The 13,747-nt window shown below is 67.8% G+C and carries 15 protein-coding genes; 13 read left to right on the forward strand and 2 right to left on the reverse strand.

Translation table 11 applies throughout. From position 1 onward, the window contains the following. Positions 1-7 precede the first annotated feature (7 nt). The 3 genes from ACRAKJ_RS25740 to ACRAKJ_RS25750 all read left to right on the forward strand — a co-directional run bounded on the left by ACRAKJ_RS25740 (position 8) and on the right by ACRAKJ_RS25750 (position 2,638). Positions 8-835, forward strand: coding sequence for a tryptophan 2,3-dioxygenase family protein (locus ACRAKJ_RS25740; protein WP_438921981.1), 828 nt, complete (start codon positions 8-10; stop codon positions 833-835). Beyond that, on the forward strand, positions 832-2,187 hold the full coding sequence (locus ACRAKJ_RS25745) for an aminotransferase class I/II-fold pyridoxal phosphate-dependent enzyme (protein ID WP_438921980.1): 1,356 nt from the start codon (positions 832-834) through the stop codon (positions 2,185-2,187). Before ACRAKJ_RS25740 ends, ACRAKJ_RS25745 begins: the two co-directional genes overlap by 4 nt. A 343-nt stretch (positions 2,188-2,530) precedes the next feature. Next, positions 2,531-2,638, forward strand: a complete 108-nt coding sequence (locus ACRAKJ_RS25750; RefSeq protein WP_447008696.1) for a winged helix-turn-helix domain-containing protein — start codon at positions 2,531-2,533, stop codon at positions 2,636-2,638. Between the two features lie 273 nt (positions 2,639-2,911). On the opposite strand, the gene ACRAKJ_RS25755 is transcribed toward ACRAKJ_RS25750, so the two are convergent. Together ACRAKJ_RS25755 and ACRAKJ_RS25760 are read right to left on the reverse strand one after the other, a co-directional pair. Continuing rightward, positions 2,912-3,211 (reverse strand): hypothetical protein, encoded by a 300-nt coding sequence (locus ACRAKJ_RS25755; RefSeq protein WP_438921978.1) that lies wholly within the window; start codon positions 3,209-3,211, stop codon positions 2,912-2,914. 550 nt (positions 3,212-3,761) lie between these two features. Beyond that, the gene (locus ACRAKJ_RS25760) at positions 3,762-4,223 is read right to left on the reverse strand and encodes a hypothetical protein (protein ID WP_438921977.1); all 462 of its coding nucleotides are present in this window, start codon (positions 4,221-4,223) and stop codon (positions 3,762-3,764) included. Between the two features lie 226 nt (positions 4,224-4,449). Between ACRAKJ_RS25760 and ACRAKJ_RS25765 the strand changes: the two genes are divergently transcribed. The 10 genes from ACRAKJ_RS25765 to ACRAKJ_RS25810 all read left to right on the forward strand — a co-directional run bounded on the left by ACRAKJ_RS25765 (position 4,450) and on the right by ACRAKJ_RS25810 (position 13,678). Continuing rightward, the gene (locus tag ACRAKJ_RS25765; RefSeq protein ID WP_438921976.1) at positions 4,450-5,430 is read left to right on the forward strand and encodes an MFS transporter; all 981 of its coding nucleotides are present in this window, start codon (positions 4,450-4,452) and stop codon (positions 5,428-5,430) included. Between the two features lie 357 nt (positions 5,431-5,787). Further along, positions 5,788-6,297 carry a hypothetical protein gene (locus ACRAKJ_RS25770; protein ID WP_438921975.1) on the forward strand — a complete coding sequence of 170 codons (510 nt, stop codon included), beginning with the start codon at positions 5,788-5,790 and terminating at the stop codon, positions 6,295-6,297. A 309-nt stretch (positions 6,298-6,606) separates the two neighbouring features. After that, positions 6,607-6,963: a hypothetical protein gene (locus ACRAKJ_RS25775; RefSeq protein ID WP_447008697.1), complete on the forward strand. Its 357-nt coding sequence runs from the start codon at positions 6,607-6,609 to the stop codon at positions 6,961-6,963. 183 nt (positions 6,964-7,146) lie between these two features. After that, positions 7,147-8,994 (forward strand): ParB/RepB/Spo0J family partition protein, encoded by a 1,848-nt coding sequence (locus ACRAKJ_RS25780; RefSeq protein ID WP_438921973.1) that lies wholly within the window; start codon positions 7,147-7,149, stop codon positions 8,992-8,994. Positions 8,995-9,232: 238 nt separating this feature from the next. Then, positions 9,233-9,721, forward strand: coding sequence for a hypothetical protein (locus ACRAKJ_RS25785; RefSeq protein WP_438921972.1), 489 nt, complete (start codon positions 9,233-9,235; stop codon positions 9,719-9,721). Continuing rightward, positions 9,610-10,233, forward strand: a complete 624-nt coding sequence (locus tag ACRAKJ_RS25790; RefSeq protein WP_438921971.1) for a DUF6884 domain-containing protein — start codon at positions 9,610-9,612, stop codon at positions 10,231-10,233. Before ACRAKJ_RS25785 ends, ACRAKJ_RS25790 begins: the two co-directional genes overlap by 112 nt. Positions 10,234-10,351: 118 nt before the next feature. Further along, complete coding sequence (locus tag ACRAKJ_RS25795; RefSeq protein ID WP_438921970.1) at positions 10,352-10,843, forward strand: hypothetical protein; 492 nt, start codon at positions 10,352-10,354, stop codon at positions 10,841-10,843. A gap of 171 nt (positions 10,844-11,014) precedes the next feature. Beyond that, positions 11,015-11,971, forward strand: a complete 957-nt coding sequence (locus ACRAKJ_RS25800) for a hypothetical protein (RefSeq protein WP_438921969.1) — start codon at positions 11,015-11,017, stop codon at positions 11,969-11,971. Between the two features lie 402 nt (positions 11,972-12,373). Further along, positions 12,374-12,889, forward strand: a complete 516-nt coding sequence (locus ACRAKJ_RS25805) for a hypothetical protein (protein WP_438921968.1) — start codon at positions 12,374-12,376, stop codon at positions 12,887-12,889. Between the two features lie 3 nt (positions 12,890-12,892). Next, on the forward strand, positions 12,893-13,678 hold the full coding sequence (locus tag ACRAKJ_RS25810; RefSeq protein WP_438921967.1) for a hypothetical protein: 786 nt from the start codon (positions 12,893-12,895) through the stop codon (positions 13,676-13,678). Positions 13,679-13,747: the final 69 nt, after the last annotated feature.

Consider the following 13,747-nt stretch of genomic DNA (forward strand, 5'->3'; position numbering starts at 1 on the left):
ACAGCTCATGCATGCGCCGGACGCTTACGCCTGCTCGCATCAGTTTTCCGGTCGCGCACCGCGCGGTGCCGGTTCAGATCAGGGCACTTATAGCGACTACCTGCACCTCGCCGAGCTCAAAGCATTGCACCACCCCCGCACGCAGGAGCGTGCGGAGAGTCGCTTCATCGGGCTACACCACATGGCCGAGCTGCTGCTCAGTCAGCAGATCGAGGAACTCGAACTCGCGATCACGAGCCTGTGTGAGCGGGAGCCGGATGTGGCGGCCGCGCTGACCTGCCTGCGTCGTTCCCGTGCCCTAACCGAGCAGCTCACCAACCTATTGACAGTGCTGCCTGGTATGATCAGCCCGGCAGAGTTCGCAACGTTCCGGGATGCGCTCGGCAATGCCAGTGGAATGCAATCGGCGCAGTTCTGGGTAATCGAGATCCTGTCCGGCCACCGGAAGACGGCCTGCCAGCGCCTGCGAGCGCTCGATGCCAGCGGTGAGGAGCTCCGCACGCTGAAGAGGCGGCTCACATCACCCAACCTATGGGGCGCCTTTCTCAACGTCGTCGGCAGCCGCGCCAACGATGCAGAAGGCCTGCTCGACGCGCTCACCAGCGGCGGTCCGGCGGCCGAACTCGCCAACGCGCTGCGCATGCACGACTTGGACTGGGTGCGGTGGAGAGCACAACACGCGATTATGGTCGAGGCCATGATCGGAGCCGTCGCATCCGGAACCGGCGGCACAAACGGATCTCGCTATCTATGGTCCAGGGTGCAGACCCGATTCTATCCGATCCTGCACGAAGCGACCAGCCTGGTTCATCAGCACCGGGCCGCTTCCTCATGAACATCTCGGAATTCGTCCACGACCCCGGCTTTCCGGTCTACCGGGATGCGCGCCTCATCGACGAATATCTTAACTCCGGTCGCGCGATGCCGCCGTTGATGACATCCATCGGAGACCCGTCGTTCACCTCAGCCCAGGTCCCCCAACGGTTGCTGGACTACGCACGAGAGGTACCGCGTGAGCTGCACGGGTATCAAGCGTCGATGGGCGGCCTGCCCGCCGCCCGGCAGGCCATCGCCGACTACTTGATACGCACCACCGGCCTTGATCACGTCGGTCAGTACGGTGACGACTTCCAGATCGCGTTGACCGCAGGAGGGACCCGTGGAGTCATCGGTGACTTCGGGAGGCTGCTGCGCGCACGTGCGGCCACTAGCGGCGGCGATCGGGCGGTTCCTGTCGCCTTGTGCGCGAACCCGTGCTGGGATTACGCTGGCCCCCTTGCTGAGGCCGGTTTCGAGATGGTTTACTGGCCGTTGCGCGCCGACAACAACTGGCTGCCCGATATAGCCGACGCGCAGAACGTGGCGGGAAAGGTGGCAGCGCAGAGCAGTAGAAGGCTTGCAATGGTGATCGTGAACGCCCAGCACAATCCCACTGGGCGCGGCTGGTCACTGGAAACCCTGATTGGCCTCTTCGAGCTCGCCGCCGCTCACAACGCCGCTGTTCTCCTCGACGACCCGTACTTCGAGGTGCGCACGCCCAACGCCGTGCCGGTCTCCGCGCCCGCTGCGTTACTCGAGTTCCTCGCTGATTCCCGCAACAGCAAACGCAAACTCGACTGGTGTGCCGTGCGGTCGCTCGGCAAGCAGGTCGGCGTCAACGGTTGGGGAGTCGGCACGCTCATTGCCAACCCCGACACGCTGAAAGTCCTGCTGGATTTTGCGTTCCGCCGACGATTCCCCGGCAACGCACACCACGAATGGGCCGTCGCGCAGTACCTTGCAGATCCGATCAGCGAACAGGATGCCATCGCGCAACGCGAGGCGTTGGCCGACAAGCGCAGCAGGTTTGCCTGCACGCTACAAGAACTCGGCTGGCCGAAGGAGATGATCAGCCCTGGGGAGTTCACGCCCTATGTCTTGGTGGCTATACCGACAGCGTGGGCCCGCTTGCCCGATGGGGCCGAGCAGTACCGGCGGTACCTACTGGATCGCACTGGGATCCTGATCGCCCACGCCAGCATCGAGGACTCCTCCCTCGGAGGAGTAGACAGCGAGACGCGATGGGTGCGGTTCTACCTCGGCGTTGCCGACGAGGTGTTCGCCACGATCCTCGACCGACTCGCAACTGCCGCAATTACCTACCACTCGATGCCGTCCGGCCAGCCCGGCAGCATTGATGTCCCCTAGTACTCCAGCCGGAGTCCATTATCAACCCTCGCAGAGCGTGAGGTGCTGTAGTTGCCGGTGGTGGCGCGTTGGAGGCCGGTCAGGTGGAGGGACATATCGGTAGACGGCGGCAGAGGTGTTCGGAGTGCCCGAACGCTCGGTGGGCACCTGGTGGCGGGCTTACCGGTGGAACCGTCGCGACAGTCTGGCGACCCACGCGGGACGCCCCGACCCTGCTGAACTGGTCAGTGGAGAGGATCGGGCCACGTCGTCTGCGTGGCGATGGCTGACTACCGACTGGCCACCGGCGTGGACATGACCTATTAATAGCAGAGCATGGGGGTTGCGGCCGCGCCGCCACGGCTTGACCCCGCAGCGCCCGGCCCGGCGAGCCTATGAGCAGCGGCCCGATGCGGTGCGCGCGTGGCTGGACGAGGACGAACCGGCGATCGGGGACACACGCGAGGGCTAGGAGTGCAGCCATCGCCTGGTCATGGGCCAATCAGTACGGACCGCGCTCGGATGCCGCGCCGCCTGGCCGGGCCTGGGCACCGGGATCGAACAGAAGCCAGTGCTACTCACGAACGTTCTGCGGGCGAACGCGGAGGACAGGGAACGGTGCTCGATCCACCCGACGACCATCGGATCAGCCACCTGAGCACTTCACGACAAGTTAACGTAGAACTACGTGTGAAGGCCGTCAGATGACAGATTGTCGCCGCGCGCCACCAAGCGTTCACTGCGGTCAGACGGGGTCGGTGAACGAGATCGGTTTGCCGGTGGCGTGAGCATATGCGATCTCCCTGCTCGCAGACTCGCCGATATACCCGCCGGGGTTGACGACCAGAACCCAGTCAGCCAGGTCAATCTTGCGCAGGTGGAGGGCATCCAGCACGGACTTCTGCTCGTTGGTGACCAGCTCGTCTGCTTCACCTGGCGCGACGACGATGACACCGGCGAACGTCAAATCGCGGTTCGCCGCACGCATCTCGTTCATGAACCGGGTGGAACCGCAGATGCAGACAATTTCAGGTCGGTCGGGCACAGCTCAGTCCTTCGTTCGAACGGTGGAGCGTCGATGTGCACGTCGACATCACGGACAGGCACACAAGCCAACAGCTTACGCAGCGAGATGAACGGACTTCACGTCGGATGTTGGACACGGGGTTGGGCAGGTCAGCCCAGGGGTCCAGGAGTGGAGGCTGTTACCGTAGTCGATCGCGATGTCGCCTCTCGTTGAACGTGCCGGGGCTGGTGCGGGTTGTCCTGCGGTACACCAGTTGGGGGTGGTGTCGTCTTCGCTCATCGTCCCTCACTTGAAGCGGCGACTATTCGGGAAGCTGGTCGTACGCGCAGTGCTGCCTCGGAGCCGTTGTCCAGAAGTCGTTGCGGACTAGTTCGAGGTGTTTTCGCATGTTGTGAACCATTCGGCGAGCGCCGGAGGGCGCAGGAAGCGCCGGTCGCGGGTCGTCCGGGGCGTTCGCCGAGTTACAGGCTGCCGCGCGGGCGAACAGGCGCATGGGTGCGGGCCACCAGCCCAGCACGTGTGCGCCCGCGACCTGACGTTCGCGCCGCCACGTCCGCTGTTCCGCCCGCTATGCAGTCGAGTCGGCCGCCCGTCCGCGCGCCGCAGGCTTCCGGGCCAGCAGCAGAAGCAGCACTATCGCTCCGGCCGCCGAGACGACGTCGAGGATCACGGCGCCAACTCCCGCCTGCGGCACACGGAGGTAGCCGCCGAGCGTATTTGCGACCACAAGCCAGGCCGTGGCCCAATGCAACGCGCGCTTGACGTTGTCGAGCCGGTCCGAGTCGCCGGTCCGGGTCGCCGGTCCGGGTCGTCGGTCCGCCATCCGTCCAACGCAGTAACTGGTGATTCCGAGGTAGGAGAACAGCGGCAAGGCGTAGAGCGCCCAGCGGGCGATCGTGGGCACGCCGAGCGCGGTGTGTGCCCCGCCGATGGTTCTGCTGGCTGAGACCGGCGAGAGAGCCACCACCACTGCCACCACCAACAGCAGCGTCCTCGACGGAGCGGCCTCACGTGCATAGACGTCGTGCATGCGTTGCATGGTGCCGGCACGCGCCCGACACCATCGGGCGATCCCTCCTGCGCCGTGACGCTGCGGCGCCGCCGCCGACTACACGGACCGGCGTACTGAGCAGCGCGTGCGATCGGCGCGACGGTCAAGACGGATGGTGTCGAGACGCGGAGTGTCGCCGCTCGGTGTTCAACAGGTGGCGACAGCGAAGCGGCCCGGGTCCGGATGGGCGCCGCCGACCAGGTGAATGGCCGCCGCCTGGTCCGCCTTGGCCTATGCGCTCACCTTCCTGCCCGCGCTGTTCGGCGGTCTGCTGCTCGCGGGGCTGGCCGATCGGTACCCGCGGCGCACCGTCATGATCGTCGCCGACCTCGTTCGGGCGGCCGTGGTCGTGTTCATGGCCTGCCCTGGTAGGTGGTGTGCTTACGTCCAGTTGGCGGGTGCACCGGCCGTGATGCGCACCGGGGTCGCCGCCCTGTCCACCGTCACGCAACTGGGGCAGATCCTGGGGTTCGCCGCCGGCGGCATCCTGGTCGCCGCCATTGGCCCCGGCGGGGCGCTCCTGGCCGACGCCGCCACCTTCGTCGCCTCCGCGCTGCTGGTCACACTGTTCGTGCCATTGATCGCCACGGGGGGTTCCCAGCCGCTCGGGTGGTGGGAGCGGATTCGTGCCGGCGCGGACGTGGTGTGGCGCGACCGGCGTCTGCTGGTTCTCGTCGGCTACGCAACTCTGTCCGGGACCTACATCCTCGGCGAAGCCTTGGCCGCCCCCTACTCCGCGCGTCTCGGTGGCGGGCCGGCGACCATGGGCATGCTGTTCGCTGGCTGCGCCGCGGCGTCCCTCGCCATCGCCGTCCTGGCCGAGCCGGTCCAACTCCGGTTGATGCCGCTGCTGGCCATCGGAACCGGCGTACCGCTGCCGGGCTGCCTGTTCGACCCGCCACTACCCGTGGTCGTAGGGCTGTTCGTGCTGTCCGGCGCCGCGTCCAGCTACCACGTCGTCGCACAGCCGACCTTCGTGCTACGCGCACCCGACGCCCACCCCGGCCAGGCCATCGGCTTCGCCGTCGCCACGATGCAGGCCGCCCAAGGCACCGGTGTCACCCTCGGCGGCCTTGCCGCCGAACTTGTCGACCCGCACGTCGTCACCGGCGCAGCGGGTGCTGTCGGTGTCGTGGCCGCAACGCTCCTGGCAGGGCGGTGGCGAACCCTTCAGCCCCGAACCTGACCCCGCGGTCGGAGGCCGCGTCACTTCTGGAGCGTTGCCGAGCCGTATTTCGTAATCGGATTCATACAATACTTCGCCAGCCAAACCGGCCGTCCGCCGCCTTGTCGATGGGTGCGACGCACTCTGCGGCACCGCAGCACGCAGAGGCAAGCCGCAAAAGATGGCTTGCCGCTGCGTGCCGACGGCGCCGCCTTCCGAGTGCGCCCCACCGACAAGGCGGCTTCGCCAGCCGATTCGACCACCTTGGCAGGCCACTTCCGATCGAGAAGCGAGTCGGTTGCACGACCGGATGGATCAGCGGTTGCAAGCCACCGAGTCGACGGGGCACCCATCGTCACGTCGATACGGAGAAAGCCCATGTCGTTTGACCAGCAATCCGCCAGGATCGCCCCGCCTGAGATCGTCGCGTTCATCGAAGCCGTCGTCGGATACAACTGGGACACCGAGCAGGCCGACTACCGGCAGCAGGACCCGGAACGCCGTTCAGGTCACGTCTTCGACGCACTGAGCGCCCTCCTCGGCTGGCTCGAAGCGCCCGGTGAACTCGTCCAATTCCACGAGACCCTGGGAAGCGACCCGGGTCGCCATCGCTACACCGTGGTCCGCTTCTATCGCCGCGGCGAGCACACCTTCCGCGTGCGTGCTCAGCGCGACAGCTACGAGCGGCAGTCGTTCGCCATCGCCGAGGTGCTCACGGCCACTCGTGAATGGTCCACGGTCGTGGACAACGATCCGTCGAACTGGCACAGCGGCACCTCACTGTGGGGTGACAGGGGTACCGGTGTCCACCCCGAGCCCGGCTTCGACACACTGCGGCGCCTCGCCGACACACTGGCCAGTGAGGCGACGCTGATCGTGCCCACCTGACCAGGTCAGCCAGTCGACGCCGAGGCCCAAGCGTCACTCATCTCCGCAGAGGCAGAAGTCCTGATCGGCAGGGAAGTCTGCCGCAGTGGGCCGGTGGTTCTTCCCTGTCCGGTGGGGCGTGCGCACTCTGCGGCACCGCCGGGCCGGGGCAAGCCGCGAACTACACGCGGCTTGCCCCCTTCCCCCGTCGGCACCGCCTTGTCGAGTGCGCCCCACCGAACAGGGGCGACACCACCGGCCCGACCCGGTCACCGGGTCGGGTCGGTCTCACCAGGAGGGACATCCGCTATGACTGATGGCGCCGCAACGATGGCCGAGGTCATCGGCTTCGTGCTGGAGCGGGCCGACGAGAGCGATCTCGATCGGATCATCGACGCCGTGAAGAAGCGTCGCGGACTCTTGCGGGACAAGGCCGCGGCCGACGTGAAGGAAGGCAAGCCGGTCACCCTGTACGGCTTGAAGCCCGCCTACCTCAACGGCCTCACCGGCATCGTCAAGTCGATCGAACCCGGCCGCACCACCAGGGCCGTGGTGAGGTTGGACCGCCAGTCCACCATGGCCCTGGCGTACTCCTCCGACAAGTACGCCTCACTCAGCGGCCGGGACAGCTACGACCTGAAGGGCATCCCGGTCACCTGCTGCCGAGTCGATCCCTCGATCGACTGACCGTTACGGAGGCCCGGTTCGCCCTTCCACATGATGGGAGAACCGGGCCTTTTCGTCCGCACCGGACCGCGCTAACCGCCACAGCACCAGAAGAAGAGTGCCTTCTCCTGCCACACCAGCACATTCCGTAACTCGATCACGGCACCGCCATGTCCACGACACACTGAAATGAGAGCTATCACGATGAGCACGAACGCTGTCGCCGAGCGCGGCACCACCACCGCCGACACCATCGCTGTCGACGACGTCACGGATGTCGTCGAGCCGGTGGACACCACGACCGAGCAGACCTACCCGTACCTCCAGCACCGGGTCGACCCGCGTGAACTGCGTACGGAGGGCAACACCCGCGAGGTCGGCGACATCCGCCTGAAGCGGCCCGAGCTCGTGGCATCCGTCGCCGAGCACGGCCTGAACCCGATGGTCTCGATCGTCAACGTCGCACCCGACCCGGTGGACGGAGTGTTGCGTGTGCTGGTGGGTTTCCACCGCACCGCCGCCGCGGTCGCGGTCAAGGAACTGGAGAACCCCGACCTGCTCATCGACGTCCTGGTCCACGCGCCCGGCACTACCCGGCAGGACGTGCTGGTGGCCCAGGGCATCGAGAACATCCACCGCGAGGGCTACACCCCCGCCGAGGAAGCCGGTCTCTACGAGCAATTGTCCCTGACCGGCCTGGACACCGACGCGATCGCGCAGACCCTGTCCCGCAAGACCGAGCGCGTGCGGGCCGGGCTCGCGGTCGCGACCAACCCGCGCACGCGCGCCGCCAGCGAGGCCCTGCCCGACACCGACCTGCTGGCCATGGCGCAGCTGGCGGAGTTCGACGGCGACGAGCAGGCCCACCAGAAGCTGTTGGAGGTCCTCACCCGCGATCCACGCAACTTCGAGTGGACTCGCGGACAGCTGCGGCGTGAGCGCGAGCAGCGCGCCAAGCTGGTCGAGGAGAGGGCACGGTTCACCGAGCTGGGCTACGCGATCATCGAGACCGGACACGACCTGCCCGAGGACAGCGCGTCCTTGGACGAGCTGTGCGACGGCGAGGACACCACCGCGCTCGACCCGGCCGGGCACGCCGCCTGCCCAGGGCGCGCGGTCGCCATCTGGGTCGACCGCGACCTGAAGGCGGAGGTCACCCACTTCTGCGTGCAGTTCACGGAGCACGGTCACCACACGATCGCCTCGGTGAAGATCGCCGAGACCGAGGCGCGCCTGCGCGCCGGCGGGGTGCCGATCATCGACCCCGAGGCCGACGACGTGGCCGAACTCGACGGCCTGCTCCCCGACGAGCAGGCCGAGCACACGCTCACCGCCGAGGCGCACGCTGGCTGCCCCGGCCACGCCGCCTACATCGACTACGACCACGACCGGCCGGAGCCGGACGTCCACTACGTCTGCACCGACCACACCGCCCACGGACACGTGCTGCGCTTCGCGCGGGCGGCGCGGCCGGAGCCCGACAGCGCCTTCGAGGCCGGCGAGCGCAAGCGCACGAAGGAGAACAACCAGAGTTGGCGTGACGCCAAAGCCGGCCGCCGGGAGTGGCTGACCGGGCACTTCGCCCAGTGGCGCAAGACCAAGGCCAAGGACATCGTGTTGCCGCCGCGGGTGCACCACTGGCTCGGGCTGGCCGAGGTGCTGGCGGGCGACTACCTCAGCGACGCCGCACCCCTGCACCGCTACGCCTGCACCCTGCTCAAGCTGGACGAACCGAAGGACCACCGGCGCGAGCTGCACCCGATCACGGTGCAGCTGCGCAGGAAGTCCACCACCGAGTCCCAGGCCGTGCTGATCCGCCTCGCCCAGGTCGTCGGCGCCTGCGAGCAGCACTGGGACCTCGCCTACACCGACAAGAACGCCGACTCCAGCTGGCGACGCCCCAGCGAGGACACCCGCTTCTACTTCGAGCTGCTCGCCGCACTGGGCTACCCGCTCTCCCACGTCGAGCGGCTGGTCAACAACCCCGAGTTGGACCACGAGAAGTGGCCCCATCTCGCCCCCGCCGACAGCCAGGACGCCCAGGCGGCGTAACCGCTCGTCGCTTCCGCCCGTCAGGCCCGCACCGATCGTCCGGTGCGGGCCTGACGGCGTCCGTAGCACCTCCCGACCGGCCCGAACGGGGGACCCCACCGTGACCAACCTGTCCAACTACGGCCGACGCCACGCCGTACGGCCTGATCGCGCGGAATGGCACCACTCGCGCCCACGGCCGTGAACAGCCGAAACCTCGCGCCACCTACCTGTACATCGATCAGTCAGGAGCACCGTGATGACCATCGAGCACTCTGAACTCCCGCCCGAACTGCGGGCGACAACCGAATCGCTGGCCGCCGTCGTCCACCAGGCGGCGTTGGCTCACGCGCAGTTGCGGCACATCAATGCGGCCCACCTGGTCCGCCGTGTGCTGCCCGACGCCGGCCTCGTGGTGGTGGACGCACACGATTGGCACGTCGACACCGGTGGCGTGGCGCTGCGCGAGGTGCACGACGCCGCCGGTCGCACCCTGTGGCGCGAAGGCCAGGCAGCGCCCACGCCCGCAGCACATCACAGCCGTGCACGCGACACCGTCGGCATGCGTTGGCAGAACTTGGTGACCGAGATCCAACGTGAGCTGACCGCGGCCGTGGACTACCTCGCTCCGTCGGAATGCGGCTGGGAGCAGCACGAGCCGTGGAGCCGCGTCGAGCGTCTCTACGCCGTCCCGCTCCGCACCCCGCTGAACACCACCGGGCAGGGTGGTCGGGCACAGGTCCAGTGAGGCCGTCGGCTGGCGCCGCGCGGAAGCAGCTGTTCGTCGTGCCGTGCAGTAGCACCAAACTCGACATCCCGGCACCGGCGCGATCGCTCTACACCGGGTCGATGTTCCGGTACTGCTTCGCCATCGTCGAAAGGGAAGCAGCCCTTACCACGGCAGCGGGCATTCCCACGAGAGTGGTCATCCTGTCCGCCCGGCACGGGCTTGTCGATCCCGACACCGAGATCGCGCCCTACGAGCAGTCGATGACCACGCCGGGGGCGGTGGCCGCCTGGCGGCTGGCAGACCAGCTCGCGGCCATCACCGACGACCACCACACCGAGATCGTCGCCTTCCTCCCCAAGGCATACGTGGCCCGGCTACGTGAAGCCCTCGACCTGATCCGGCGACACCACACGCACACGCTGCACCTGCGCGACGCCTACCAGGCTGCGCCGGGCATCGGCCATCAGCGCCGGGTTCTCGCCGATCTACGTCGATCGCAGGAAGTCCGTCACCACATCCGGCCGCAGTAGCCGGGCCCTTCACCGCAGCGCCGGAGCATCGCCGCGCACCGGACATCACAATCCCGGGCGCGATCGAAGCAACCGTATTGCCCGCACCGCAACCAACATCGAGTGGAAGAAGCAATCCATGTCGCCTCGATCACTGATCGGTCAACTGGCCTCCGACGGCGTCACCTACACAGCTCGCCCGTGTGCACGAGCGGGCTTTCCCGCGGTCCAGGTGGCCGAGCTGAGCAAGGCCCTGCACCGTCACCACGACGGCGACGTCGACCGCCTCGTTCGGGCACTCCTGCGCCATGACTGGGAGTCGATCAACCCCTGGGCGGCCGGCTACGAACTCGACACCGGCCAACGCGCACCCTTCACGCCCCAGCACATCACGCCCTACCGCGGCATCGGCTACGTCCTCGCCGAGTCGGCGTCGCACCCGATCACCGGCCGCCTGACCGAGCAGCCCGATCCCGCCTACCGATGGCTCTACCTGTTCGACACCGCCGGGTTGCGCGTGCTCTGCAACCGGCACGACCACGAGTGGGAACGGCTGTACCACTTCACCACAGCCGACCTGGCGGACCTCGACCCGGTGCAGCTCACGGCCTTGGAAGCGAGCCTCGAGTGAGCGCTTCGCAGCGTCCGCCCCGGCCCACAGGGAAGACCACCAGGCATCTGTCCTCAAAGGAGGTACGAACCGGCGCCGTGCACGCCGTGCTGATCGGCAATCGGAGCACAGCAGACCGATGGCTACGTTCAACGGTCGCGCCCGTGACCGTCACCTACCAGGAGCGGCATCGTGGTCTACCTGCACGCCACGGTTCCGGACGGGACCGAAAGCAACCTGTCCGCAGTGCACCTGCCCGGCGAGGTGCCCGCCACGACCTTCGCCCGCGCGGTCGCCGAGCATATCTCGGCGACTCTGCGGGTGGAGACACTGCACGTGGACACCGGCTCGGGGATGGAGCTCAGGCTCACCCTGCGCATCGCCGGGCAGTCGGTCGACGCGCTGTTGGCGTGGCGTGCGGGCCGGTTCGAGCTGTTCCTCGCCGGGCGTCGAGACCCACTGCGCCGCTCCGGCCTGGCCCGGCATGCCAACGGCCTGCTCGCAGCGCTAATCGACCGCGGTAGCGCCTCGGAGTTGGCCACACTCGCCGAGCACCAGGCCGCAGAACGCCTCGCCGAGACCATCGTGTTCGGCGGCACGCACGCCGCCTGCGACCGTGCCGGAGTCAACGTCGACGACGTCGGGTACCGGTGCGCCCAGTGCGGCGGCCTCGATGTCGACGCCGCCGTGGGCACCGTGCCGGCGTCGCCGCGCAACCGCTGCGCCCCCTGTCGGGGCGTCCTCGCCGATGCACCGACGCCACCGATCCGCAAGACCCTGCGGCGGCGTACACGACCCGCAGGCGTTCAGGCCGAGCTGCTTCCCCGTCCCGAGTCGCTCACCCGTGTTTCCGGTGGGTTCGATGCCCCGGCGCGGTGGATCGTGCACCGGGCACTGCAACTGGTCGCCAGCGGCCGGTATGTGCGCCGCTGGGGTGAGCAGACCGTCTACATCCACGATCCCGATGAGCCCTGGCGCCCGATCGACGGAGAAGAGGCTCGTGGCTACGCGCTGCTCGCGGCAGCGCATCTGCTCTCCAGCGAAATTGCCTTCCGTGTGCAGACCGACGACGGTCCGCGTGAGGTCTTCCGCATCACGCTCAACCAGGACGGACGGCAGTTGCACCGCCGCTGGTCGGGCTTGCGCTGATCCGACCACTCGCACACCTCAGGGCTGCGCGACATCGGGCTGCTCGCTGATCGAGGTCGGCAGCAGCTCTCGTGACCCGGCCCTGACCAGGAGGTGGGCACGGAGCTGGGCGCGGATCCCGTCCGGTGGGGCGTGCGCACTCTGCGTCCGCGTCGGGCCGGGGGCAAGCCGCGGAAAAGCTGCGGCTTGCCCCCTTTACCCGCCACGAACGCCATTCGAGTGCGCCCCACCGGACGGGGCCCGACGCCTTATACGACAGCGTCGGTTTCGACCGAATAGGAACGAAAGATCCGCCACTGAAGAAGTGGACTCATCGGTCATTCGCACCCGGTCGACCGCTAAGCCACGCTCCGATAATCGCGCAACTATCGAGGATCGGACAATGCCAATAGGAAGATTGTCATGCGCTTGGAGAACTCCAACGGTCTTTTCGTCGACACCAACCGCTGCGCCGGCCGTCGTCGGTCTGCGTCGGAAGGCAGCATCGGACCGCGATCGGACCGTCACCCCACCTCGATCTACGGCCAGTGCCCGCAGTGCCGGCAGGTCCGTCCGGTCGATCCCAAGGGCAGGCTGGTCGGCCACGATGAGCCGTTGCGGCTGGTCGTGCAGCCGCTCGTGGTCGGCGGGGACGCCTGGACCGCCTACGGCGCCCGGTGGCACGCCGCCGAGCTGGCCTGCATCCCGGCCCGGATCGCCGCCGAGTTCGCGTGGCAGCACGAGGACGGCATCTTCATGACGTTCTACGGCGGCAACAGTCACCGGCCGGTCACCGACGCCATGCCAGGCTGGGCCCGCCAATGGTTGTCGGTCCATCTGCGGTTCGTTGAACAGTGGACGCGCGAGCGCGACGTCATCGACCTGATTCCGGCATCAGAGGCATACCGGCTGCCGATGTTCTCCTCGCTGGCGGTGTAGCGCATGTCCACATCACATACGCCCGCCGACCGCAACCCGGTGGCCGACGCCCCCTCCCGCTCCCTCCGGCCGTTCGAACACGGAGATACCGGTGAAGTGGACCCTGGGCAGGGCGACCGGTGCGAGGCCGGCGACGTCACCGCTGATGCTGTTGGTTTTGATCCCGACACTGTCGAGGGCGCGGCGGTCATGCGCCTGCTGCGCCGGTACAAGGACCTCGAGCACGACGACCCGGAACGCAGCGTGTCCGGAGGCGATGCCGTCGAGCTGCTGGACGAGTGGTTCCACTCGCTGGGCGTCGACCTCGACAACGATCCGCTGACCACCGCGCAGAAGCTGCGGCTGGCCGTGCGCCGCCGTCCCGGCGGCTCCCTGACCGCCCGCGGCGCCTACAGCGTCCGGATCGGCACCGAGCACCCCGAACCCGACCACCTGGTTCACGCGGCCCTGCACGCTCTGGCCGAGCGGTTGGGACCGGACACCGGGATAGACCTGTCGAACTGCGACGGCGGCCTGCTCGCCCGGTACGAGCACGCCGCAGCACCGCAAGCACCTGCTACGCCGGGACCGGACCTGCTGGAGATCCTCCAGACGTTGGTGGCCACCACCCACGGCTACGACGCCGATCGGGTGCGCCTGGACCCGGACGACTTTGAGTGGGCTGAACTCAACGGCTATCCGTTGATCATCATCCGTCGTGCCGACGGCGGCGTCATCCTGACCAAGTTCCACACCCCGCAGTGCGCTTTCGTCACCAGCGCCGGCGTCGCCGAGTGCGACTGCGACTGACCCGCCGCACCAGGCCGGTCGCCTCCCGCTGAGGCAACACCCGTCAGCGCCGCTGTCCGCCCCGTGTCG

It is taken from the genome of Saccharothrix sp. DSM 118769, from assembly GCF_052936295.1.

What these genes read in the sequence shown, in the direction of transcription:
- ACRAKJ_RS25740 (WP_438921981.1), top strand. Translation starts at nt 8, where the DNA reads ATGCATGCGCCGGACGCTTACGCCTGCTCGCATCAGTTTTCCGGTCGC.
- ACRAKJ_RS25745 (WP_438921980.1), top strand. Translation starts at nt 832, where the DNA reads ATGAACATCTCGGAATTCGTCCACGACCCCGGCTTTCCGGTCTACCGG.
- ACRAKJ_RS25760 (WP_438921977.1), bottom strand. Translation starts at nt 4,223, where the DNA reads ATGCACGACGTCTATGCACGTGAGGCCGCTCCGTCGAGGACGCTGCTG.
- ACRAKJ_RS25765 (WP_438921976.1), top strand. Translation starts at nt 4,450, where the DNA reads ATGGCCGCCGCCTGGTCCGCCTTGGCCTATGCGCTCACCTTCCTGCCC.
- ACRAKJ_RS25770 (WP_438921975.1), top strand. Translation starts at nt 5,788, where the DNA reads ATGTCGTTTGACCAGCAATCCGCCAGGATCGCCCCGCCTGAGATCGTC.
- ACRAKJ_RS25775 (WP_447008697.1), top strand. Translation starts at nt 6,607, where the DNA reads ATGGCCGAGGTCATCGGCTTCGTGCTGGAGCGGGCCGACGAGAGCGAT.
- ACRAKJ_RS25780 (WP_438921973.1), top strand. Translation starts at nt 7,147, where the DNA reads ATGAGCACGAACGCTGTCGCCGAGCGCGGCACCACCACCGCCGACACC.
- ACRAKJ_RS25785 (WP_438921972.1), top strand. Translation starts at nt 9,233, where the DNA reads ATGACCATCGAGCACTCTGAACTCCCGCCCGAACTGCGGGCGACAACC.
- ACRAKJ_RS25790 (WP_438921971.1), top strand. Translation starts at nt 9,610, where the DNA reads ATGCGGCTGGGAGCAGCACGAGCCGTGGAGCCGCGTCGAGCGTCTCTA.
- ACRAKJ_RS25795 (WP_438921970.1), top strand. Translation starts at nt 10,352, where the DNA reads ATGTCGCCTCGATCACTGATCGGTCAACTGGCCTCCGACGGCGTCACC.
- ACRAKJ_RS25805 (WP_438921968.1), top strand. Translation starts at nt 12,374, where the DNA reads ATGCGCTTGGAGAACTCCAACGGTCTTTTCGTCGACACCAACCGCTGC.
- ACRAKJ_RS25810 (WP_438921967.1), top strand. Translation starts at nt 12,893, where the DNA reads ATGTCCACATCACATACGCCCGCCGACCGCAACCCGGTGGCCGACGCC.